The following is a 23,218-nucleotide window of genomic DNA, read 5'->3' as shown; positions in this document are numbered from 1 at the left end:
ATAACTCTCAAGTTTCTAGGAATGATCATATAGACAATATTATAGGAAGAATTCTGCACATATGTTATAATCGGATGCAAGAGTAGTAAGGAAAAGGAATTTCGGAGCGGGAGAATAAATTTTATAACTCTCGCTTTTGTTGTGGAGGTGTTTTTTTTGCAAGAAAGACATATTTTGGTGAAGGAATTGCTAAGCCTATACATAGATGACATGGTTGATTCAAAAGCAAAGGAAATCATCGAGGAGCATTTACAAGAATGTGATGAATGTCGAGCTGAACTTACGGGATTACGTGATGACAAGGACTTTTCCATCGCATTTCATGATGAAGAAATAAATGAAGACAATACAAAGCAAAGTGAAGTTGCTTTTATTACAAGAGTAAGCAAATATCGAAAAAAAATCATGTTATATATAACAGCATTTTTATTATCGTTCACGATCGGGAGTTGGTATTTAAGTAAAGAACGTGCCGAAGAAAAGTGGCAAGCCAAACAGAATAAGGCAAATCAGGAACTGGTTAAACTTGATAGCGAGTTAGTATCATTATCTCCTCCCCAAGAACAGATCATGAAAAATTCGGGTTTGGATCTACAGTTAAAGACAAAACAAATTTCTACTAATGAAACCATCTTTTCTTATACATACCAATGGTCTAATCCAAATATTGATTTTGTCCAGGAAGATATTTACTGGCCTAATACATTAATTGCTATGGATTTAACGAACAATACAGTCCTGACAAACAAGGAGAATAAAAGTAATTTTGGCAATTCCATTCTTGAAGAAACTTGGACACTATCTGGTATTGAAAAAAATACAGAATTCATCGGTGTCGAGCTCCCCAATTTAGCTGTATTTTATAAAACACCGGGAATCTTCATTCCACTTCTGCAAGATAAAGAAACGGTAATCAACAAAGAAATTTCGGTGAATAACGTACGGTTTTTAATAGAAAAAGCTGTGATAAATGATTCAAAAATAGATGTTTACTATAAACAACTTGATGAAATTTCTAAAGTAGGATTATACGAGTTGAGTTTCAATATTACGGACGAAAATGAAAAGAATTGGAGTAAAGAGCCTAAAATAGACTTTCAAAATGACAAGCAACGAATTTTTTCGATTCCAATCTATAAAGATATGAAAAGCCCGCTCACTTTAAATGTAAAGCATGCCGTTCTAATTATTCCTGGAATGCATTATAAATTTATGATTTCCTGATAAGATTAACCTTTTGGGGATTTTTTTCCTTAAAAGGTTTTTATTTTTTTAAAATTCCACTGTAACCTTTTACATGTTTTTGTTACTACATGGCTGAGGGGAAAGGAGGAGGATTGCTTGGCTCTTTTTGACTCATTTCGAAATGGGAAAAAGGTTAAACATTCTATCATGGATGATTTAACTGACTTTTATCATAATCATCGCGCGATTGTTTATACGTATTTTTTGAAGGTTACAGGCTCACAAGATGTGAGTGAGGAGCTAACGCAAGAAACCTTCTTTCAAGCTGTTACATCGATTCATCGTTTTAAAGGTAATTCAAGTTTAAAGACTTGGCTCTTACAAATTGCACGAAATATATATCGGAATAAAGTGAGATCCTGGGTGAAGGATCGGAATCTGTTTGACGATGAGGATGTAAACGAGCAAGGCGATCACTCTTTTGATCCGCAAACCGTTTCATTGCAAAAACAAACCAAAAAGGATGTCCAGGATATTCTAACGAAACTGCCCGAGGATTATCGTGATGTTCTGATTTTTAAAGAAGTTCATGGTCTATCACATGTTGAAATTGCCGAAATTTTAAATAAAACACCCCAGACAACAAAAGTGCTTTTGTATAGAGCTAAGCAAAAGTTTAGAGATTTATACAAAAATGAGGTGGTTTTTTATGACGAATCAATGTGAGATCGTTCAGGATCTTTTACCGCTATATATTGATCAAGAACTTTCGAAGGAATCGCAAGTTTACGTAGAATCACATCTTGCTACATGTAAAGAATGCAGTGCCCTTAAAACTGAATTACTTAAGAGCAAACAGTTTGATTTGAAACTACAAAGATCATTAGGTAGTAAAAGCAATTCCTCTCCCCAAGAGCTAGCTTTTATAAACAGAATTACGAAATGGAAGCGAAACTCCGCTATTTTTGGGGTTTGTCTCATCGTTTTCTTAACATTTTTATTATGGATGTTTATAAAGAAAGATTTTGAACCTCAGCCTGTTGACAAAGAAATGCCGATCGAAAAAGAAACTACATTCAATCTTGAAACTAGCAAAAGGTGGGGAAATGTAAATTATGATTATATTACAGTTAGCAATTATTTTAATAACTGCTAAAATCGCAGGCAGTATTAGTGTAAAATTAGGACAACCCTCTGTTCTTGGACAATTAATTGCCGGAATCTTAATTGGTCCAGCTGTCTTTGGGTTCGTTGAAGGCAATGACTTCATTGACGAAATGAGCACACTTGGGGTTATTATCTTAATGTTCATTGCTGGACTTGAGACAGATATCAAAGAATTCAAACAAAATATTAAAGCTTCAACTTATGTTGGTTTTGGCGGGATTATTCTCCCTTTAATCGCTGGTTATTATTCTGGTGTTCTATTAGGTCTAGGCTTTTATGAGTCTATCTTTTTCGGTTTAGTGCTAACGGCTACAAGTGTTAGTATATCGGTACAATCGTTACGTGAAATGGGAAAACTGAAAACGAAGGAAGGAATGGCAATCCTAGGAGCAGCTGTATTGGATGATATAGTAGTCATCGTCCTTTTGGCTGTGGTTATGAGCTTTATGGGTGGCGATGTCAGTCTTAGTACAGTCCTTTTGAAGAAGGTAGTCTTCTTTTCTATTGCTATTCTTCTGATGTGGAAGGTTATACCATGGACGATTAGTCTATTATCTAGAATGGCTGTCCCGCAGGCACCTGTCGGTGGCGCGCTGATTATCTGCTTGTTATTTGCTTATTTTGCCGAATATAATGGTGTGGCTGAAATCATTGGTGCTTATTTTGCTGGGATTTCAATTGGTACTACTGATTTAGGTCATAAGATTATGGAAAAAGTTGAGGTTGTTGGCTATTCCTTATTTGTACCAATCTTTTTTGTTAGTATTGGCTTTAGTGCCCAATTAAACGGTGTATCTGAGTATCTATGGTTAATAATTGGTCTTAGTATAATGGCGATTTTATCGAAAATGGTTGGAAGCGGTCTCGGAGCTAAGTTAGCAGGCTATAAGTGGAAAAGCTCGCTTCAAGTCGGTGCGGGGATGGTCTCCCGCGGCGAAGTTGCCTTAATACTTGCTGCATTAAGCATCGAACATAAGATAATTGAATCTCAAATGTTTACTGTCTTAATTATTGTAGTGCTTGTAACTACACTCGTTACTCCTCCTCTACTTAAAATATTGTATCAGGATAAAAAAGTAATAGGAGAACAGCAAGAAAGTTCTACTGTTTATTCCAAAGTATAACATTGATAACCCCCGTGAAATAGGATCCACGGGGGTTTTTGTTAAAAACATGGCCATATTCATTGTCGTAATCACAGCTTGGTCAGGAATAATAATTCTACGTGCAATTTTCCAGCCGTCCGTTTCTTTACGAATGAGATCATGACGTTCTCCAAACATTTCTTCAATATCTGTATTAGAGCCTCTGCTTCGCTTAAATAGGAAGTAGCTTCTCACATTATATTCATCGTCGTTTTTTGATCGGGAAATCACGATATTACATGTATGTTGTTCCAATGGATAACGTTTTAGAAAGTCGTAAACGAATTCCTCATCCATATAGGATAGTAAAACAATACCTAAAGCACCGTTATGCAATGTTCGCCTTCTCCCAACAAAATTGGTTGGCATTAAGCCTTCATCACTATCGTACCTTACTAAATATTGAATTGATTCGTCCTGCCGTGTAGCGAGTATGATGGAATATCCCGTCTGTTCATGCAAATCCTGCATGTAAGGATCTGCTTCTCTCCTAATATCCAAATTGGCGAGAACGATTCCACCATACTCCAATGGTTTGTTGCTAAGCCTGTATTTATTTAACGACTGATCGTACCCGACAAGATCATTACGCTCAAGGTGTCCACAGTAATCGATAGATAGTAGCTTTAGCAAGTTTTGTTTTAGCCATGATTTCATCAATCGATAACACAGACTTCTCAAAACTAAAACAATTCAAAATTTGAATGGCTCGTTCAACAGCTCTGATTGTTCTATATTTAATTCTCTCATGGCATGTCCCTATAACCCCATATAAGATTTTGTCTTTATTCTACCAACGGAAAAGTAATGCAAAAGCTCGTGCCTTTCCCTATTTGACTCTCTATTGTGTAATCACCTTGCATAGCTTTTATTATATTAAAGGCAACCATTGTACCAAGACCAGTCCCCTTTTCTTTTGTTGAAAAATAAGGAGTACCAATTTTATTGATCTGTTCCTTGGACATTCCCTTGCCATTGTCCTCAATGATTAATTGCGCGAGATCGTTGTATTTCTTTAATTCAATCGATATTTTTCCCTTTCTCTCCATTGCCTCAATTCCATTTTTAACAATGTTAAGCAGGGATTGATGAAGCTTTTGCTTTTCTCCTAAAATAGTGTACTGACAATCTTCCATATTAACTTCAACGGTTATATCGTTCAAAGTAGCATACGGTTTGATGACTTGAACTATGTATTTAATTTCCTTATCTAAATGCAATACTTCTTCATTTTCGATAGATGGTTTTGCAAAAGTAAGATAATCGCCAATAATCCGCTCTGCCCGGTCTAATTCCTCTAAACTTAACCTTATGTATTGATTTCTTTGCTCATCTGATAGACTACCATCTCTAAGTAATTGCGTAAATCCTCTTGTAACCGTTAATGGATTTCTTACTTCATGGGAAATGCTAGCGGCAATTTCACTTACAGTCTTAATTTGTGTTAGCTTATTCATTTCCTCTTGCAGGCTTTGAACTGTAGTCATATGATTTTCATTTTCTATAGTTAATAGCTTATTGATTGCATTCAATTCTTGTATACGTTTATGTAATATTCGATTTTTTATAAAGATAATGATTGCTACAAGAATTGAAAAAAAAGCAATAGCTGTCATCTCTATTTCTCCTTTAAACGCCAAAGAATGTAAACGTTTTCTAACAATTTTTCCAATTACTAACTAGTAAATTTATTATCTTATAATTTTTTAACTTTTTCAACAAATTAAACCAAAAAGCATCTATAATTCCATATGTTGGATGATTAGCCAACTATTAAGCCAAATGATAGGATTGGATAATCTCATATTTCGGGCTTTTGCTCGGAAAGATTTGATAAATGACAACTTCTTTTACATACAATTTTCGTTGATCATTATAGCTATTTTTAATACCGGCCAACGAACCATTGTTCCTGCCCTCCGCCCACTTTTTGGCAAGTGTGATATGCGGTCGGTACTCTCTATTTTCTTTGGCAAATCCTACCCTTTCTGCACATTCCTCAACCTGATTATGTAAAACCACTAATTCATCCGTTTTTTCAACCCCAGCCCAAAGAACTCGAGGTTTTAGCGGATTCCCGAATGTACCTATCGTTCCAACAGTTAATTCAAACTCTTTAAGTTGCTCGATTCCTTTTAGTTTGTTTATCAGGTCGTTAAGTTTATTAGGCTCTACCGGCCCTAAAAATTTTAAGGTTATGTGCAAATCCTCTTTATGTGGCCATTGCTTATATGGTAACTGTTCTTTCAGAGAATCTTGCCATATTGAAAAATAATCCTTCAAAGCATGGTTGAGTGGAATGGCTATAAAATAATGCGATAAATTAGACATCAAAAAACCTCCAAAGTTCTTAAAATCGTCAAAAAATAGTGACATTATTAGTAGTATTTCTACTATGAATATGAAATTATTGATTTAAATAGTATATTATAAAAATATGAGCCCAAATAAAGGAGTGAATAGTCTTGCCCAGAGTTTTCATTCATTTTACATTTTTATTCTTTTTTCTAACTGCTTTATCTGGCGTATGGATGCGATTTTTCTTTATTAAGCAAAATGAGATTGTTCCCTATACACATATTTTACACGGCCATTCTCATTTAGCGATGTTAGGATGGGCATTTATTGGTGCATTCGTTATTTTTCTTTCAATATTTTGGAAAAAGGTTAAACAAAAGAAACAAGCCATATCCATCTTATTTTCTCTATGTATAGTCTCTCTTCTTATGTTCATTGCCTTTTTATATCAAGGGTATAATGTCCTATCGATAATATTTGCAACCCTTCATATCTTTATTGAATATTGGGCAGCTGTCTTTATGTATAAAATCTTGAAAAAAGAGACCGACATGCCGAAGTCCGGAAAATTATTTATCAACAGTGCTTTACTGGCATTAGTCATATCCTCTATTGGTCCCTATATGCTCGGGCTTACATCTGCGACCGGATTAAAAGATACTTATTATTTTGATATGGCCATGTATTTCTATTTACACTTTCAGTACAATGGTTGGCTTACGTTATTTTTAATTGGGTTATTTATCATTATAATACATATGAAAAAGATTCCAATCGAAGGTTCCACTTTGAAGCTTGGATTTTGGATTTATTTCCTTTCTCTTTTTCCAGGATATTTTTTAAGCATCCTTTTTATTAATTTAGGTAGTATTATACCAACTCTCGCAATAATTGGGAGTATCGGACAATGGATAGGCATTTTATTTATTTTAGCTGCATTTAAAAAAATATGGGGTGATCTCAGCCAGTATTATTCAAAATTAACGATGAACTGCTTATGGATCACTTTGATATTGCTATTCATTAAGAGTACAGCCGAGTTGGGTTTGATTTCGCCGGCTTTGGCCGATCTCGTATATGAAACAAGAAGCATTGTTATCGGTTATCTTCATTTAACTCTTTTAGGGTTTGTAAGCATTTTTATTATCACACAATACCTTATGATGAATCTTATCGACTCAAAGGCAAAAATATCGACCAATGGATTTATCATTTTGATTACTGGTTTTGCTCTAAATGAATTATTATTATTTAGCCAAGGTCTTTCGGAATGGCTTAAGCACGTCGGAATTCCATTTTTTACGGAAGGGATGTTTGCGGCGAGCGGATTATTATTAATGGGGGTTATCACTCTGTGGCTTTCTTTTGGGACAAATAAACAGCACCACATGCTTTAAAATGTGGTGCTGTTTCTTGATAGCTTATTGTTGTTTAACCTTGGCAAATGTTCCCGTCGCTAAAGCAACAATATTCCCATCCCCATCAATCATCTTTGTTTCTAAGAATGAAATATTTCTTCCTTTTTTCAGAAATTCCGCTGTACATGTTAATTTTCCAGTCTTTACTGCCTTCATATATTGGACCTTCATTTCAACTGTAACAGCTGCTCCAATTACTTTTTTACATAAATGTCCCATTGAAACATCTAATACAAAAGCAATTACCCCACCGTGGAGAACCTCCATCGGGTTGTACATAAAATCTTCTACATCAAATTCGACCGTACATGTATCCTCAGTATAGGAAATATCTAAATCAAATAGCTTTGATAGAAAATATTTTCCATACCCGCTTTCACACGAGTCAATCGCATTTTTAAATTTTTCATTTACGATCTCTTTATTCATCTAACCCCACCCTTAACTTTGAAGATTGAATTTTTCTCTTTAATTTCTACATTGTACCATATTGAAAAAAACGCTTTATTAGTTTTTCCTTCCCCGCTTTACTTCTCCCATTAAAAATGATACAAAATCATCATCTTTAGCAAGCCATGCTTCATGTTTTCTTTTGATATATTTTTCCGACTCAACAAAGCTGTTAAAAGTTTGCTTTATTTTAGTTTTATTTCTTTCAATCACCCAATTCATATCACTTTCAGGATAAATAAAGAAAATATCATCGTTCCGATCCTTGTATAAGGAACCTAATGGAGAATCTTTTAAATTAAAACGATTTTCCCGGGCATCCACTCGTAATGGCTCCAAAGAAAATGTATTCTCTACAAATTTTTTGTAAGTATCAGCGGTTATTGAACAGCCTGATGCTTTTGCATGTCCACCGCCACCGAATTTTCTCGCTACTTCAGATACATCTACATGATCATGAATGGTTCGAAACCCTAATTTTTTTCCACCCATATTTAAAATAGCGATATAGTCCAGATGAGGATTGTCTTTTGCAAGTTCATTTCCAAGTTCAGAGTGATAGGATTCAGCATAGACAATTCCGGCAAAATAGCCGCCAATTTCGGTTTGAACAAGTTCTCGTCTTTTACGGCGGATATAACGGACAATTTTATCATCTTCCATATCTAAAATTTTCTTTTCAAAATCGTCGAAATAGAAATGATCACTGGTATGTAATCGGTGTATCATTTTTTCTTCAAATTCCTCAATAGACAGTAGATAAAAAAGTGCATTAAGCCTTCGCGCTAGTTGATTATCATTCTTCTCCCATTCCCACGTATCGTACTGGCGAACAAGTTCAACAAATTCGTGAAGTACTTCCGAGCGTTGTAAAAGATTTTTTGAAATTAGGTATTCATAAAATAAAGAGGTGGCTGAATTCAATTTGCCTTCGTCATTTTCAACTGCAACATAACCCCACTTGTATTTATTTAAATGGAGCGCTGTTTTATGATGATCGATTAGCTGTACTTTACCGCCTCCTTGGTAAAACAACTCCAACCCTTTTTCATTTTGATCATTAACCGACAAATCCGTAACCAACAAAAATGTATCCTTATCTTCACTTATTAAAAAAGATTCAACTTCGCGATCAAGACTGGCATTTGAATTATAGCGGACATTCACTTCATCACCAAATGACAGCTTTGCTAAAATCCCACAGCTTACGCCGTCCAAATCATTATGTGTCAACAGTTTATACATGATCTTCACCTCAAAAATAGTATACCCAAAATATTGGACAAAGGGGCGGGTTCTCTGGCCCAATTGGGACGCAGTACCCGACCCTACGGGCTCACCACCTATCCCTCAACCTCAAACAAATCTTTGGGTACCCCGCTTATTAAGCGACTCATTTCTCCTACAGAAAATATATAAAGTTCATGCATCGCTCTCGTGCAGGCAGTGTAAAGGAGTTTTTGTTCATTTTGGCTGCCGTAATGTTCCTCTGAACAGTTCGGAATAATGACCGCATCAAACTCAATCCCCTTTGCCAAATAAACGGGCACGACAAGGACCCCCCGCTCAAATGAATACGTTTCTTTGTCAATTCGTTTTACGTCCAACTTCTTGCTTAGCTGCTTAAATACTTCTTTGCTTTCTTGTTCTGTTTTACAAATGACGGCAATGGTTTGATGCCCACTTTCCCACAAACCCTTTATGCAATTTTCTAATTCACAATATAACCTTTCATAATTCTCTACTCTTGTAAAGATTGGCTTATTCCCTAAACGGTTGATGGGCTCAATTACACTTCCACCTTCAATAAGCCATTTTGTAAATTCAACAATTTGTTGGGTAGAACGATAGCTTTTTGTAAGAATAATAGTTTCAATTTTTTCTTCCCGACATAATTGGTCCGAAAAAATTGATGGTGAATTCATTGCTTCGGAAAAAATAGCTTGGTTCAAATCCCCAAGAATCGTCATTTGACACATTGGAAACAGCTGTTTTAAAAAAGCATATTGAAATGGTGTATAATCCTGGGCTTCGTCAATAAATAAATGGCGTATCAAAGTGTTCGGCTTTCGCCCTTCTATTTGATCCTGCAGATACAGATAAGCGGTTGCATCTTCAAAAAATAATGCCTTCTTCTTCGCGTTTGAAATCGTTTGTTTACATATGTCAGCCCAATTTGCTGGTAAAAGGCTTTTATTAACTGAAAGAGTGCTCGTTGAAAGATCAAATAACTGAAAAAAAATAGCCGCCATATTAATAAATTCAAGTCTCTTAATTGCTTGTCTAATGGGTTTAAAACGATTGCTTACAATTACCTTTGCCAATTCCTTTTGTTCCCGGTCAAAATCATTAAACGTATTTTCCGTAAATAGCTGTTTTTTCTGAAGGCGTTTATATATTTTCTGATACTCATCGTGATCCAAAAACTGTATTTCTTCAGTCACCCAATCTTTTTTACGCTCTTTTCGACCTTTTTTGGATAATTCCTTTAGGAGCCAATCCATTGTCAAACTTATGCGATTAGGGATGGAAATCGAAGAATCTAAAGAATAAAAGAAGCTTTTAATTTCATCAGCGGAAATGATGGTTTCGCCTCTAAAATTAATATTTTTAAAAATAAGCCCATCAATTGATAAATAACGAACATAGGAATGAATCAGTTCTAGAAATTCATTACTTCCTTTATAACGAATCCCTTCCATCCTAATCTTATACGCTTTATCCTTGGGAGCCGTTAACACATATTCCATTTGTGCAAACGTATCTTCAAGATCATATTTATCCTTAAATCTTTCTTCTAAGTAGGCTTGGAATGTCATCTGCTCCATATTATCCTCACCAAGCTCTGGCAGCACCGTTGCCACGTAATTACTGAACATCGGATTTGGTGAAAATAGCATGATATTATCAGATTCGATGCTGCCGCGGAAACGATACAGTAAATACGCAATCCGCTGCAAAGCTGCCGATGTTTTACCACTACCAGCCACACCTTGGACAAATAAAAGCCTACTCCGCTCATTCCGAATGATTTGATTTTGCTCTTTTTGAATCGTGGCAACAATGCTTTTCATTTGGTTATTGGCGTTATCACTTAATACCTGTTGCAATACTTCATCACCAATCGTTACACCTGTATCAAACATCCCCCTCAGCTTGCCGCTGCGGATTATGAATTGCCTTTTTAAAAGGATTTCACCTTCAATAGTGCCATCCAATGTCTCAAAATTTGCCGGACCTGTCGCATAATCATAATAAATGCTTGATATTGGTGCCCGCCAATCATAAATAAGGAAATTCTCTTCAGCCTCATCCATTAAAGATGCCGTACCAATATAAATCTGGTCGGCATTTATCTCCCCCTCTTCTTGGAAATCAAAGCGGCCAAAATACGGAGAGTGCTTTAGCTTAGCGAGGCTTTTAAGACGTTGGTCCATTTTAAAATGCATCCGTTCCCGTTCGGACAGCATTTCAGCCTGCTGTTTAATACTAAAAAAGGTTTCATCCAAATCATCTGGTTCATCAAAATTTACCGTAACATCATTCCAAAATGTTTTACGGATTTCAACAATATCTTTTTTAATCCCACTGCTATTATTTTGTATATTTCCGATATTATTATCGATAATTTCAAGTACTTCGTTTATTCTCGCTTGTTCTTTTTCCCACTCATTTCTCATTTAACTTTACCCCCCAAAAAATGATTATGTAATAAACTTGACTTTCAATAATATTTCATTGTATAATAATATTGGATATTTATGTTTAACATTCATCTTATTGAAAAATGGAGATAAAAATTACTATATCATGAAAAAAAGAAAGAAGCAAGAGATTCATCCCTTGCTTCTTATTTTTTGTCTAGCCCCAGCGCTTTTCCTATTCTCTCCTCTGTTTCTTTATCAAAGAAATGGGCTTTATTCATTTCTAAACCTAGTTCGATTTCCTGCCCACCGTGAATCGCTGTTTTTGAATTAATCCGAGCAAGCAAATCTTGCCCTTCAATCGTTGAATAAAGAATCATTTCCGCCCCTGTCAGCTCAACAACATCGATTTTTACTTTTACTACAGTGTCTGGTGATGCTTGTAAAAATTCGGGGTCATCCTTAATATTTTCCGGTCTGATCCCTAGTACCAATTCTTTATTAATATACCCATTTTCCTGAAGCATTTTCATCGTTTTTTCCGGCACTTTAATAGATGTGGTTCCAATCATGAAAGTCCGATTTTCTTTTAGTACCCCTTTAAAAAAATTCATAGCCGGAGAACCAATAAAACCGCCAACAAATATATTTTCTGGTCGATTGTAAACTTCCTCCGGTGAACCTACCTGCTGAATTAAACCATCTTTTAAAACAACAATTCGTGTTGCCATAGTCATCGCTTCTGTTTGATCATGTGTTACATAAATTGTTGTAGTCCCAAGACGTTGGTGGAGCTTTAATATTTCCGAACGCATCTGAACACGAAGCTTTGCGTCTAGGTTAGAAAGAGGTTCATCCATTAAGAATACTTGTGCATCACGAACAATCGCCCGCCCTAAGGCAACCCGTTGCCGCTGACCACCTGACAGTGCCTTTGGTTTTCGGTCAAGGTAGTCCTCTAAACCTAATATTGCCGCTGCTTCTTTCACACGGCGGTCAATGTCAGCCTTATTTATTTTTCTTAATTTCAACCCAAAAGCCATATTATCATAGACATTCATATGAGGATATAAAGCATAGTTTTGGAAAACCATCGCTATGTCCCGCTCTTTTGGGGCCACGTCATTCACAAGCTTTTCATTGATATAAAGATGGCCATCTGTTATTTCTTCAAGACCGGCAATCATTCTTAGAATCGTAGATTTACCACAGCCTGAGGGCCCTACAAAAACGATGAATTCCTTATCCTCTATATGCAAATTAAAATCTTTAACGACAGTCACATTTTTGTTATAGGTCTTGTAAATATGCTCTAAGCGTATATCTGCCATAGGAATCCCTCCATTCCTCATGTTATAAGTAGACTAAGCATTAGCGTAGTAATGTTTTATGATCTCTTCAAAAACTAGCTCGTCGTTTTTTTCAACGACGTAATCGGCTTTTTCAAAGGTCTCCTTCTTGCCAACCCCTACTGCATACATGCCTGCTGCTTTTATTGCTTTAATGCCGGCAGCTGCATCTTCAATTCCAATACAGCTCGATACTTCAACGTTTAGAAGATTGGCTGCGGTTAAAAAGATTTCTGGATCAGGCTTTCCGTTTTGAATCGTTTTCGCATCAACAACCACATCAAAATCATTTTCAAGCTCCAATGCCTTCATTACCGTACCTGCATTTTTACTTGCAGAGGCCAAGGCCAGCATAATCTTATTTTTTTTACAATCCCTAATTAATTGTTTAATGCCAGGTAAAATATCGGCCGGTGTTAACTCTTCAATCAGTTTGATGTACTGCTGATTTTTTTCAGCTGCCAGCATCATTTTTTCAGAATTAGAAAAGTCATTTTGTCTGTTTCCATGAATTAAAATTTTCTCCAACGATTCCATCCGTGAAATTCCTTTTAATTCTTCATTAAATTCTCTATTAAAAGGAATATTTAATTTGTCTGCGAGCTGTTTCCATGCTTGATAATGAAATTCAGCCGTGTTGGTAATGACACCATCCAAATCAAAAATAATGGCTTGAAGTTGTTTTTTTATAAAAATTGGCTGTTCCATTTGTAAAAAAACTTCCTGACCGCAGAGCTTTAATGATAAAGCTTCACCATCCAGCAATGTTAACTGGACCTGGTGTTGCTCCATAATAACCTCTAGCTTGCGGTTTTGGTATTGTAATCGAAATGTGAGCCTTTGCCATTGCTTCGGAATTATCGGCTCTAAAGAAAGGCCGGTTTCTTTAATTCGCAACCCCGCAAATCCAAAAACAATCGCCATCCAGGCTCCGCCCATATTGGCCATATGGAGGCCATCTTTTGTGTTTCCATGCGTATTATCTAGATCAAGCCGCGCTGTTTCTATAAAATAATCATAGGCTTTTTCGTGATAGCCAATTTTCGAAGCCATAATACTGAAAATACAGGATGACAACGAAGAATCATGGGTTGTAATTTTCTCATAATAATCGTAAGAATTTTTAATTGTGTCAAAATCCTGTTCATCCTCTAGTAAAAAATGTGCCAACACTGTATCTGCTTGTTTACAAACTTGATAGCGGTATAGTGTTAACGGATGATAATGAAGCAACAATGGATAGTTCTCTGTTGGTGTATTGTCAAAGTCCCATACGGCCTTTTGTAAAAAAGTATCATCCTGCGGGTTAATCTTTAATTTTTCATCGTATGGGAGATACATGGCCTCTCCGGCTTTTTTCCAATCTATAATTTCATCATCTGAAAGGGCTAAATGACTGAATATCTTCAAAAATGCTTCCGAATCCTTGTCTTTTATTAGCTTACAAGCTTTATAGGCCCATAGCAGGTTATACTTCGCGATCGCATTTGTATAGTAGTTATTATTAATGACACATGTATATTCGTCTGGACCCGTTACGGCATCGATTTTAAACTTTTCATCATGATAATGTCCAACATCGATCCAGAGCCGGGCTGTCTCTACTAACATCTCTGCTCCGTATTGTTTTAAAAATGGCCAATCTCCTGTCGCCAAAAAATATTGAATATAGCTATAGGCGATATCCCCACTGATATGATATTGAGCACTGCCAGACGGAAAATAGCTTGAGCATTCTGCTCCGGATATGGTCCTCCATGGGAATAAGGCCCCCTGCTTATGCCCCATTTCCTTTGCCCTGCTTCTCGCTGCCTCTAGCTTTTTATAACGATAGATTAATAGCCTTTTCGCCATTTCAGGCTTTGTAAGCAAAAAGACCGGAATCATGTAAATTTCAGTATCCCAGAAATAATGTCCACCATAGCCCTCACCTGTCAGACCTTTTGCTGCAATATTGCTATATTCGTCCCTACCAACAGATTGAAGCAATTGATAAAGATTAAAGCGGATTCCTTCTTGGAGTGCATCATCACCGTCAATTGTTATATTGGCCATTTCCCAAAAATTAGTTACATATTGTTTTTGTATTGCTAATAAATCGTCAAAGGTTTTTGTTTCGAATGTCCTCTGAAGTTCGATGCCTTTTTCTATTAAATTCCCTTCATGCCTTAATGTATCTACATAAATATTCCATTTTGTAAACTGGACAGGTTTTGTTAATTGGAATGTCATCGTACATTCAGAATGTGAACCAGCATGGGTGAGATCGCAATTGTAGTCAATATTTTTTATGCAATGTTGGCTGACACATACCGTTTTTAATTTTGAGGCAACCGTTTCAGCGAGGACAAATATCATTTCATCCTTCATTCCAGTCTGACTTACACGAAGCCGTTTCCCATGATCAGAACTGACACGTGGATCATTCAATCCAACATAATTCGAAACATCACCATTTACTGTTGATACTATTTTGACTGCTCCAAAGAAATTAATAGGTTCGATTTTTATATCAATAGCAAACAATTCACGTGTTGTAAAAGAAATGCAGCGGCGAAAGTGAAGTCTTACTTCTTTTCCAGCCGGTGATCTCCAATGAATGATTCGTTCAGAAAATCCTTGATCAAGATGAAGAAGACGTTCATATGAAAGAATATCGCCAGCAAATAGGGAAAAAGGCTCCTCTTCTTCCCCAAGAAAAATTCGAACCGTTTGTGCATCTATACTATTTAATAGCTTCTGCTCTGTATCGGGAAAGCCATAAAGCTTTTCACCGTAAGGAATTTCAACTAAATCATGAAAAGCATTTTGATAAGTGCCTCGTATTGACGTCAATCCATCCAAATATCCTTCTTCGAAGTTTCCTCTTACACCTAAATACCCGTTTCCTAATGCAAATAGACTTTCTAAGTTTAATAGGTCTTCTTGTGATAATGAATGATTTGAAAGGGTCCAAGTCATTTTTTCCACCTCTACGAGTTATTCTTTAACCCCACCAGATGTTAAACCAGATACGATTTGTTTTTGGAAGAAAAGAACAATAATCAGTGTTGGGATCGTCACAATCGTTGTTGCAGCAGCAACCTCTCCCCACAAAATTTCAAATTGAGTCCGCAAAAATGAAATTGCCACTGGAACGGTATGATATTCCTTATTAGAGTTAATCGTAATCGTCAATAAAAACTCGTTCCAGGCTGCAATAAATACGATAATCGCTGTCGTAAAAACACCAGGTGCTGCCAATGGAAAAACGATTTTAAAGAGCGTTTGTAATGGGGTAGCACCATCAATTTTTGCCGATTCTTCAAGTGCCAGCGGGATTTGATTGAAATGTGTTACAAGGATCCAAACCGCCATCGGCAATGTAATTGTGGAGTACGGTAAAATAATCGCATAGCTGTTTGTCAAACCAAGATCTAAAAATAAATTGTACACGGGACCGATAATAATCATTTGCGGAAACATCGAGACGGCTAATATTAACCCTAGTAAGATGTTTTTTCCTTTAAATTCAAATCTGGAGATCGCATAAGCCGCAAAGGTTGCAACCAGCACAATGTAAACTGTCGTCGATGTAGCCACGATTAAACTTGTTTTGATCGCATCAAAAATGCCTTTTTCGGTCACAACCTTAATGAAGTTTTGAAAAGTTGGATTTTCAGGAATAACTCGAAAGGCACCAGTTCCAAAAATTTCTCCCGATGTTTTAAAGGAGGTTATAAAAATCCATAAAAACGGGAAGAACATCGCAAACATATACATAATGATCAAGGCAGCAATTGTCATTTTAAGCGTCCGATTTGATGAAATCATCGTACTCCCCTCCTTTAGCTTTTATCCATTAAATTCGCACCGAGGATTTTGACATAAACAATCGCAATCAGGGCAACGCAAACGAACATGATCATTACAATGACGGAACCATAGCCGAAATTCGTTTGAGCAAACATCGCTTTGTATCCATAAATGGACAGCGTTTCGGTAGCACCGCCTGGTCCACCACCCGTTAAAACGTAAATTAAATCAAACACACGGAAGGCATCTAGAGTTCTAAATAATAAGGCAACAAGAATAGAAGGCTTTAAGAGTGGTAATGTTACTTGAAAAAATGATTGCACCCGATTTGCGCCATCAATAGAAGCTGCCTCATAAAGAGATTTAGGGATATTTTGCAGTCCGGCCAATAGGAGAAGGGCCATATACGGAGTTGTTTTCCAAACGTCCGCAATGATGGTTGAAAACATCGCCCCACTTCCTGAAAGAAGCAAGTCTCGTGAATCTCCAACAATGCCCATCATTTCAAACAGATGGGCCACGATTCCACTACTTCCATCGTATAAATAACTCCACATTAACGCTGCAACGGCAGTTGGAATTGCCCACGGGATCAGGGATGTGGTCCGGATAAGACCTTGACCGATGATCGCCTTATTCATAATTAAGGCTAGGGCAAGACCAAGAATAAGTTCCAAAAAGACTGAAACGATCGTAAAAACAAAAGTATTTACGAGAGCCGTTTGCAATCTATTATCAGCAAGTGCTTTCTTATAAGCTTCTAATCCAATAAAATTCGATGGAATGATGCTATTTTCAATGTCTTCTACAATTAAAGGTAGATTTTCTTTATTTGGTGTATCATAATTTTCAGTTAAAGCGGAAATAACGGTTTTTGCTTCCTTTGATAAAGTAAGAAAGGTCTCTTTCTCTTCATCATTTATTTTTTGAACACCTTCCCTACCCTCAAACTGTGTTTCAACCGCATCCAATTTAGTAATCAACAGATCAATGTCCTTGGTCATCTTTGGATCATTGACCGACTTTTTATCTTCATTTAAAAACATTTTTAAATACATCTGTGTTTCATCATATAATTCAAAATTAAATTGCTCGCTTAAATAAAGCCCTGCTTTTGTCTGGTCATTCAGGCGGTAATCGAAAAAAGTGTAAGTGAAGGATTGAATAACCGGCCATAAGGAAAATACAGCGATCAATAGGATTACTGGTACAATAAAGAGGAATTCTTTAAACCTTAGCCTTTTCATTAGATTCCACCTCATTTCTATCGGTGATCATCGTATTGACTATTACGTAAAAAGGGCTGCCCTTTTGGTCAGCCCTATTCATTTACGATAATGGAATTTATTGCGCAATTGCTGCTTGAATGGCTTCAACCGCTGCATCTAAGCCTTCACCGGAACTTAAATATTTATGTGCTTCGATTTGAATTGTATCGGACACCTTTGAGTATTCAGGTGATACTGGTCTTGCAATCGTATTAGAAAGTGCATTTTTGAAGCCTTCATAGGAAAGCATGTCATTTCCGGCAATTACTTCTTGGTCCTCTAATAATGCATTGAATCCTGGTAAATAACCGCCTTGAGTAGACATTATTTTTTGTCCTTCAGGACCTGCTAAAAACTGAATAAACTCCCATGCCCCTTCAGCGTTTTTAGAGTTTTTGTTAATACCAAGTAACCAACCGCCAACAGATCCACCATTTGGAAGTGGCGCAATGCCAACTTGGTCTACTTTTACCGTAACGCCATCCTCTTGACCCTTAATTCTACCAAATTGATATGGCCAGTTGCGAGCAAATACCGCATTTCCCTGTTCAAAGTTTGTATGTGTTTCACCTTCCATATAGTTTAAAATGTCTTTTGGACTATAACTGGCAGTTGTGAAAACATACATTTGCTCCAAGCCGCCTTTAAGGTCAGCAAAAGATTTCGTGTATTCTGTAACGTTTACTGTCAAGCCTTCATATTGCTTGGATTGATATAGGAAACCATATTTCGTGCCAGCCTGACCAGTGTATTTTTCGGACATAGCAGCTAAATCGGTATAAGTATAGTCCCCGCTAATTAACTTGGCAGCATCCTCATCACTCACAATATCAGAACGGAAATATAATAATCCAAGATCTGGGAAGAAAGGAAGTGTATATTGCTTTCCTTTAAAATTACCGGAGACAATTGAACCGCTGTTAAATTGGTCTTTCGTTAAACCTGCATCTGACATATAAGCATCAATTGGGGCAATGAAACCGGCCCCTGCAAACTCACCAGCCCACACTACGTCCATAGATAAAATATCGTATTCATTAGATCCACTTGATAGTGATGTTAATAATTGATCGTGCATTTGAGCTGAATCATTTGTCATCTCAACCCATTTAACCTCATACTTGTCTTGACTTCCATTAAATGCATCGATTGCTGCTTGGGTAGCCGGGGTATTATCATTTTGTGCTGCAAATTTTAATACTACTTTTTCGGTGGTCCCTGGGGCGTCTGCCCCTTCTTGTTGATTTTGCGTGGTTGTTTGTTTATTAGAATTACATCCTGTTAAAAGAAATACAAATACCGAAAGCGCTAACAACATCGATAAAAATTTTTTCTTCTTCATTGAAAGGCCCCCTAACTAATTTGTAATATTTGCTTTACAAGTAAAATATTAGTGTTAAAAATGGCATACTTATATTAAAATTTTAATAAAAGTATTAATTTTTTAATGTGGATGTGGAAAATTTATGAAAACTACAATGAATTCATCTGTTATTAAAAAATTTTTAGAAAGCCGGATTCAAAACAGGCAAGATAATTATGTCCATCCACCCTATGAACTCGAACAGCAGCTGTTAGATGCAGTTAGTCTTGCAAATCAAAAAAAGGCGGAAGAAACGCTGAAAAAAATTAATCAGCTGGATCGTGCGATTTTAGCAACACATCCGGTCCGGTCGCGAAAAAATGCGCTAATTGCCTTATGTACCCTTTTTACTAGAGCAATAATTAAAGGCGGCGTCTATCCGGAGGTTGCCTTTGAAGTAAGTGATGCCAACATTATCGAAATTGAAAAACTTCAAGACATTGAAGCGTTAGAACAATTTGAATACGCTATGCTTTACCACTTTTTACAAACCTTAGAGGAACAAAAGCATACTAACAATTACAGTCCTCCTGTAAAACTTGCAATTACATATATCTATGACAATATATTAAATGAGTTAACGCTTGATACCATTTCACACAATGTCTACGTCCATCCAAACTATTTATCATTCCGCTTCAAAAAAGAAGTGGGCAGCTCCATTACAGACTTTATAAATAATAAACGTTTGGAAGAATCAAAATACTTTTTGGTTCATACTAACACTACAATCTCTGACATTGCCCTCCTCTTTAAGTTTTGTAACCAAAGCTACTACACTTCTCTATTTAAAGAATATACCGGAATGACTCCAAGAGAATTCAGGAAAGTGAAACAGCAAATATGAAATATACTGGAAGCAAGGCATGGTTCTTGCTTCTTTTGATTCATATAATGATTGGTCCTTTAAAGCGAGCGGTTTAGGGCGATTGGGTCACCCATGGGTTGTTGAAGAATATACGGTAACGAAATGGGTGTCCATTTAAACTAAAGATCGAGTGTATCCGTTTTAAGTAGAATCTAGGATAAAAATAATGCCTGCCCAACAACTTTGAAAACTATTAAAGTTGGAGGCAGGCTGTTATTTTGGGTTCTGAATTTTTTATTTCAGTTTACATAATATTATTATGGTTATAAAGGTATGCGGTGCTAGTTCATATGGATTTGCAATGGACTCATTCTTTAACTATTATTTCCTTGATTAAAATTGGAGTCAGAGGCATATCTCTTTCATTTTTTTCAACAGCAGCAATTTGGTCAACAATCTCCATCCCTTCGATTACCTGACCAAAAACAGTATAATTATTATCCAGCCATGGTGTACCACCAACAGCTTTATATTTTTCAATAACATCAGGATTAAATCCAGCTTGCTCCATTTCACTTATTAAACTGTCATCGATTGAATCAGCTTGTACAATGAAAAACTGGCTTCCGTTCGTATTTGGACCACTGTTAGCCATAGATAGTGCTCCCCGGAAATGGGCCAACTCAGGTGAAAATTCATCTGGAAATGGTTCACCCCAAATACTCATACCACCCGTGCTATTGCCGTTCGGGTCCCCACCTTGAATCATAAAATCTTCGATAACGCGATGAAATGTTAATCCATTATAATAGCCATTTTTGCTGTGGGTTAAAAAGTTCTCCACTGCTTTGGGCGCCTGGGCAGGGAATAGTTTGATTTTGATATCCCCTTTAGTTGTTTTCATAGTTGCGACAGGATCATCACTTTGAAGTTGTTTGAACTGCGGTAAAACTTCTTGTTGGGATTGGTCTGTAGTTATCTGAACAATTCTCTTATCTGCAAACCATTTCACATTTGCCCCTAATGCCTCACCTACAAAGCGAAGTGGCACCATCGTCCGCCCATTTATTATGGCAGCCGGAACATCAATTTCATTCACTGCTCCATTTACTTTCGTCGTTTTTGAACCAATTTTCAGCCATATGGTTTTGGCGTTTTTTATCGCAGTGATTTCCCGTTTTTCTGGATTCCATTGGACCGTAGCCCCTAATGATTCAAACACCCCTCTCAAAGGAACTAACGTCCGGTTATTCTCAATAATAGGTGGTTGGTCGTAGCTTTGATCTGTCCCATTAATAATCACTTGAATAGTAGGTGCAGCCGAGACGCTGTTGCTAATTATGAAAAAATTTAATAAAAGAACAGCGAATACAAGAATTTTTTTCATTTGTTTCCCCTTTCTGATAAAAATTATCAAACTCTATGTAATTTGTTTATACATACCATTTGATTGTAATGTAAAAAACGGAAGTGTTGAAGCAAAAAATATTGGAATAAGGGATGTTTAGTCAGTTTGGCTGAGGTAAATTAACTAATCTGCAATCAAATAGTGGCTGAGTATGGTTTGATGAGGATAAATTTTGGTTATCTACCATCAAATGGGGGACGTGCGCGATTTGATGAGGATAAATCTTGGTTATTTACTATCAAATGGGGGCAGAGTGAGATTTGGTGAGGATAAATTCTAGTTATTTACCATCAAACGGGGGACGTGCGCGATTTGGTGAGGATAAAACCTTTGCTTAATTAAATTTATCTGATCCAATTCTTCAGTGACTCTATTAATATATAATTCCAGCATTATTCTGCCCTATTACGTGAATCAGCAGCTCAAATAAGGTACAATTCCTAGCATATACCATCCTATTCAATGAATTCCCGGGCCCATGAAGGCACAATCTCCACTGTTAATTTAAATAATTGTAATAAAATTTTTTCAATAGTATTATTTATAGTGGACTTAAATAGATCGTAGATCGGGATTGGAGGTTCGCCCACTATGAGATTAACAATAATCAGACGAATTCTAATAATCCGTTTAGTTGTTTCATTAGTTTTGGATTATTGGAAGGTTTGCCAAATCGATAAGCGGCTTGAAGGTGAGGAACGAGCAGCAGCTTTAAATAGAATATATTCAAATGCCGGTAAGCGGGCACGTTGGACTGCTTTCAAATTGGAAAGTATTATCGTGAAAATTGGCCAATTTTTGAGTATGCGTGGTGACATATTACCCCATGCGTTTACAGAGGAACTTACCGATCTTCATGACGCCTTGCCTGCTGCCACCTTTTCGGCCGTAAAGCCTTTACTAGAAAAAGAACTGAACGGTAATATCTATACCGTGTTTAAGACATTCAATGAAGAACCGATTGCAGCTGCTTCACTTGCACAAGTTCATAAAGCAACCTTGTCCGATGAAACTGTGGTGGCTGTTAAAGTTATTAAACCAAAAATGGAACGGTTTGCTCACATTGATTTAAATACAATTGGCCTTGCAGCCAAGGTCATAAACCGGATACCGGCGCTCAGACGAAAAATGAATTTCGTTGATATGCATCGAGAGTTCACAGAAACAATTCATAGGGAACTTGATTGCCACCAAGAACTATCCCATATGGAACGGTTTAGCGAGATGTTCACTGATAATCCGAATGTCAAAACCCCAAACGTGTATAAGGAATTATCTACAAAACGGATATTGGTTATGGAATTTATTGAAGGTGCCCGCTTGACAGATCATGAAATATTATCAAAATGGCAGGTCGATCGGACAGCAATTGGGGAAACACTGCTTGATGCTTATTTCAAACAACTTCTTGTCTATGGATTTATTCATGTCGATCCACATCCTGGGAACCTGCTCATACTTCGAGATCATCGGCTTTGTTTCTTAGATTTTGGAATGATTGATGAACTGACAACAGATGATGTTAAGACAATCCGCAGATTGTTCCAAAGTATAATGTTATGTGACATTAATGGCATCCTTTCAGCATTCGAGGATCTTGGTTTTTTACCACCAGAAACAAACTATAAAGAACTTATACCGATGATTTCCTTGGTGCTTGATCGTTTAGATGGTAGAGATGGAAAACAGGATTCACCAGAATTAAAGCAGTTTGTTGCCGGAATGAAATATTTTATAAAAAACAGCCCGATTCAACTACAAGCAAAATATATGTTTCTGCTCCGAGGAACGGGAATTCTGATTACTGTTTTAAACCAACTTGCACCCGATACAAATTGGTTGGAAATCCTTTTGCGTGTTGGGCCACCGATTTTTGGTACACCTACCAAATCTCGCTAATTAAAAAACGACTTAGAGACA

Annotated in this window: 19 protein-coding genes and 1 pseudogene; 8 read left to right on the top strand and 12 right to left on the bottom strand. The window is 36.7% G+C overall.

Annotated elements, in window-relative coordinates; all coding sequences use genetic code 11:
* The first annotated feature begins 156 nt into the window (after positions 1–156).
* The 4 genes from BAZO_RS04525 to BAZO_RS04510 all read left to right on the top strand — a co-directional run bounded on the left by BAZO_RS04525 (position 157) and on the right by BAZO_RS04510 (position 3,476).
* Positions 157–1,224: an anti-sigma factor family protein gene (locus tag BAZO_RS04525; protein WP_003330123.1), complete on the top strand. Its 1,068-nt coding sequence runs from the start codon at positions 157–159 to the stop codon at positions 1,222–1,224.
* Positions 1,225–1,341: 117 nt separating this feature from the next.
* A complete protein-coding gene (locus tag BAZO_RS04520) occupies positions 1,342–1,911 on the top strand; it encodes an RNA polymerase sigma factor (RefSeq protein ID WP_003330122.1) in 570 nt (189 codons plus the stop codon).
* Positions 1,895–2,341: a zf-HC2 domain-containing protein gene (locus BAZO_RS21090; protein ID WP_003330121.1), complete on the top strand. Its 447-nt coding sequence runs from the start codon at positions 1,895–1,897 to the stop codon at positions 2,339–2,341. The genes BAZO_RS04520 and BAZO_RS21090 overlap by 17 nt, the downstream gene beginning before the upstream one ends.
* On the top strand, positions 2,301–3,476 hold the full coding sequence (locus tag BAZO_RS04510) for a cation:proton antiporter (RefSeq protein WP_003330120.1): 1,176 nt from the start codon (positions 2,301–2,303) through the stop codon (positions 3,474–3,476). Before BAZO_RS21090 ends, BAZO_RS04510 begins: the two co-directional genes overlap by 41 nt.
* Here the strand turns inward: BAZO_RS04510 and BAZO_RS04505 are convergent.
* The 3 genes from BAZO_RS04505 to thpR all read right to left on the bottom strand — a co-directional run bounded on the left by BAZO_RS04505 (position 3,399) and on the right by thpR (position 5,828).
* Positions 3,399–4,154 (bottom strand): IclR family transcriptional regulator domain-containing protein, encoded by a 756-nt coding sequence (locus tag BAZO_RS04505; protein WP_235786702.1) that lies wholly within the window; start codon positions 4,152–4,154, stop codon positions 3,399–3,401. The genes BAZO_RS04510 and BAZO_RS04505 overlap by 78 nt on opposite strands.
* A 128-nt stretch (positions 4,155–4,282) precedes the next feature.
* Complete coding sequence (locus tag BAZO_RS04500; RefSeq protein WP_003330117.1) at positions 4,283–5,113, bottom strand: ATP-binding protein; 831 nt, start codon at positions 5,111–5,113, stop codon at positions 4,283–4,285.
* Positions 5,114–5,270: 157 nt separating this feature from the next.
* Positions 5,271–5,828: an RNA 2',3'-cyclic phosphodiesterase gene (thpR, locus tag BAZO_RS04495; protein WP_003330116.1), complete on the bottom strand. Its 558-nt coding sequence runs from the start codon at positions 5,826–5,828 to the stop codon at positions 5,271–5,273.
* A gap of 134 nt (positions 5,829–5,962) precedes the next feature.
* Between thpR and BAZO_RS04490 the strand changes: the two genes are divergently transcribed.
* Positions 5,963–7,192, top strand: a complete 1,230-nt coding sequence (locus BAZO_RS04490) for a hypothetical protein (protein WP_003330115.1) — start codon at positions 5,963–5,965, stop codon at positions 7,190–7,192.
* 24 nt (positions 7,193–7,216) lie between these two features.
* Here the strand turns inward: BAZO_RS04490 and BAZO_RS04485 are convergent, their stop codons facing one another.
* From BAZO_RS04485 to BAZO_RS04450, 8 genes are all read right to left on the bottom strand, one after another.
* On the bottom strand, positions 7,217–7,642 hold the full coding sequence (locus BAZO_RS04485) for a PaaI family thioesterase (protein ID WP_003330114.1): 426 nt from the start codon (positions 7,640–7,642) through the stop codon (positions 7,217–7,219).
* A 78-nt stretch (positions 7,643–7,720) separates the two neighbouring features.
* A complete protein-coding gene (locus BAZO_RS04480; protein WP_003330113.1) occupies positions 7,721–8,908 on the bottom strand; it encodes a DHH family phosphoesterase in 1,188 nt (395 codons plus the stop codon).
* 98 nt (positions 8,909–9,006) lie between these two features.
* A complete protein-coding gene (gene helD / locus BAZO_RS04475; protein WP_003330112.1) occupies positions 9,007–11,343 on the bottom strand; it encodes an RNA polymerase recycling motor HelD in 2,337 nt (778 codons plus the stop codon).
* Positions 11,344–11,513: 170 nt separating this feature from the next.
* The gene (locus BAZO_RS04470; protein WP_003330111.1) at positions 11,514–12,638 is read right to left on the bottom strand and encodes an ABC transporter ATP-binding protein; all 1,125 of its coding nucleotides are present in this window, start codon (positions 12,636–12,638) and stop codon (positions 11,514–11,516) included.
* 33 nt (positions 12,639–12,671) lie between these two features.
* The gene (gene pgmB / locus BAZO_RS04465; protein WP_003330110.1) at positions 12,672–15,617 is read right to left on the bottom strand and encodes a beta-phosphoglucomutase; all 2,946 of its coding nucleotides are present in this window, start codon (positions 15,615–15,617) and stop codon (positions 12,672–12,674) included.
* Positions 15,618–15,635: 18 nt separating this feature from the next.
* Entirely contained in the window at positions 15,636–16,469 is an 834-nt protein-coding gene (locus BAZO_RS04460) for a carbohydrate ABC transporter permease (protein ID WP_003330109.1), read from the bottom strand.
* 14 nt (positions 16,470–16,483) lie between these two features.
* A complete protein-coding gene (locus BAZO_RS04455) occupies positions 16,484–17,698 on the bottom strand; it encodes a carbohydrate ABC transporter permease (protein ID WP_003330108.1) in 1,215 nt (404 codons plus the stop codon).
* A 97-nt stretch (positions 17,699–17,795) separates the two neighbouring features.
* Positions 17,796–19,061, bottom strand: coding sequence for an extracellular solute-binding protein (locus BAZO_RS04450; RefSeq protein ID WP_003330107.1), 1,266 nt, complete (start codon positions 19,059–19,061; stop codon positions 17,796–17,798).
* Between the two features lie 124 nt (positions 19,062–19,185).
* Here BAZO_RS04450 and BAZO_RS04445 point away from each other — a divergent pair, with 124 nt between their 5' ends.
* Complete coding sequence (locus BAZO_RS04445) at positions 19,186–19,929, top strand: helix-turn-helix domain-containing protein (RefSeq protein ID WP_003330106.1); 744 nt, start codon at positions 19,186–19,188, stop codon at positions 19,927–19,929.
* A gap of 58 nt (positions 19,930–19,987) precedes the next feature.
* Positions 19,988–20,068, top strand: a pseudogene (locus tag BAZO_RS22895) (hypothetical protein); the annotation flags it as partial.
* A 189-nt stretch (positions 20,069–20,257) separates the two neighbouring features.
* On the opposite strand, the gene BAZO_RS23370 reads toward BAZO_RS22895, so the two are convergent.
* The gene (locus BAZO_RS23370) at positions 20,258–21,277 is read right to left on the bottom strand and encodes a peptidylprolyl isomerase (protein ID WP_003330105.1); all 1,020 of its coding nucleotides are present in this window, start codon (positions 21,275–21,277) and stop codon (positions 20,258–20,260) included.
* Positions 21,278–21,889: 612 nt separating this feature from the next.
* Between BAZO_RS23370 and BAZO_RS04435 the strand changes: the two genes are divergently transcribed.
* Positions 21,890–23,197, top strand: a complete 1,308-nt coding sequence (locus BAZO_RS04435) for an ABC1 kinase family protein (RefSeq protein WP_003330104.1) — start codon at positions 21,890–21,892, stop codon at positions 23,195–23,197.
* The last annotated feature ends 21 nt before the right edge of the window (positions 23,198–23,218 follow it).

Origin of the sequence: Schinkia azotoformans LMG 9581, from assembly GCF_000307855.1 — a bacterium.
GTDB classification, from domain to species: domain Bacteria; phylum Bacillota; class Bacilli; order Bacillales; family Bacillaceae_J; genus Schinkia; species Schinkia azotoformans.
This window is presented reverse-complemented; position numbering and strand designations above follow the sequence as displayed.

Bases quoted from the DNA above. Each gene is read 5' to 3' on its own strand.
- BAZO_RS21090 (WP_003330121.1), top strand. From the start codon at position 1,895: ATGACGAATCAATGTGAGATCGTTCAGGATCTTTTACCGCTATATATT.
- BAZO_RS04510 (WP_003330120.1), top strand. From the start codon at position 2,301: ATGATTATATTACAGTTAGCAATTATTTTAATAACTGCTAAAATCGCA.
- BAZO_RS04505 (WP_235786702.1), bottom strand. From the start codon at position 4,154: ATGAAATCATGGCTAAAACAAAACTTGCTAAAGCTACTATCTATCGAT.
- BAZO_RS04500 (WP_003330117.1), bottom strand. From the start codon at position 5,113: ATGACAGCTATTGCTTTTTTTTCAATTCTTGTAGCAATCATTATCTTT.
- thpR (WP_003330116.1), bottom strand. From the start codon at position 5,828: ATGTCTAATTTATCGCATTATTTTATAGCCATTCCACTCAACCATGCT.
- BAZO_RS04485 (WP_003330114.1), bottom strand. From the start codon at position 7,642: ATGAATAAAGAGATCGTAAATGAAAAATTTAAAAATGCGATTGACTCG.
- BAZO_RS04480 (WP_003330113.1), bottom strand. From the start codon at position 8,908: ATGTATAAACTGTTGACACATAATGATTTGGACGGCGTAAGCTGTGGG.
- helD (WP_003330112.1), bottom strand. From the start codon at position 11,343: ATGAGAAATGAGTGGGAAAAAGAACAAGCGAGAATAAACGAAGTACTT.
- BAZO_RS04470 (WP_003330111.1), bottom strand. From the start codon at position 12,638: ATGGCAGATATACGCTTAGAGCATATTTACAAGACCTATAACAAAAAT.
- pgmB (WP_003330110.1), bottom strand. From the start codon at position 15,617: ATGACTTGGACCCTTTCAAATCATTCATTATCACAAGAAGACCTATTA.
- BAZO_RS04460 (WP_003330109.1), bottom strand. From the start codon at position 16,469: ATGATTTCATCAAATCGGACGCTTAAAATGACAATTGCTGCCTTGATC.
- BAZO_RS04455 (WP_003330108.1), bottom strand. From the start codon at position 17,698: ATGAAAAGGCTAAGGTTTAAAGAATTCCTCTTTATTGTACCAGTAATC.
- BAZO_RS04450 (WP_003330107.1), bottom strand. From the start codon at position 19,061: ATGAAGAAGAAAAAATTTTTATCGATGTTGTTAGCGCTTTCGGTATTT.
- BAZO_RS04445 (WP_003330106.1), top strand. From the start codon at position 19,186: ATGAAAACTACAATGAATTCATCTGTTATTAAAAAATTTTTAGAAAGC.
- BAZO_RS23370 (WP_003330105.1), bottom strand. From the start codon at position 21,277: ATGAAAAAAATTCTTGTATTCGCTGTTCTTTTATTAAATTTTTTCATA.
- BAZO_RS04435 (WP_003330104.1), top strand. From the start codon at position 21,890: ATGAGATTAACAATAATCAGACGAATTCTAATAATCCGTTTAGTTGTT.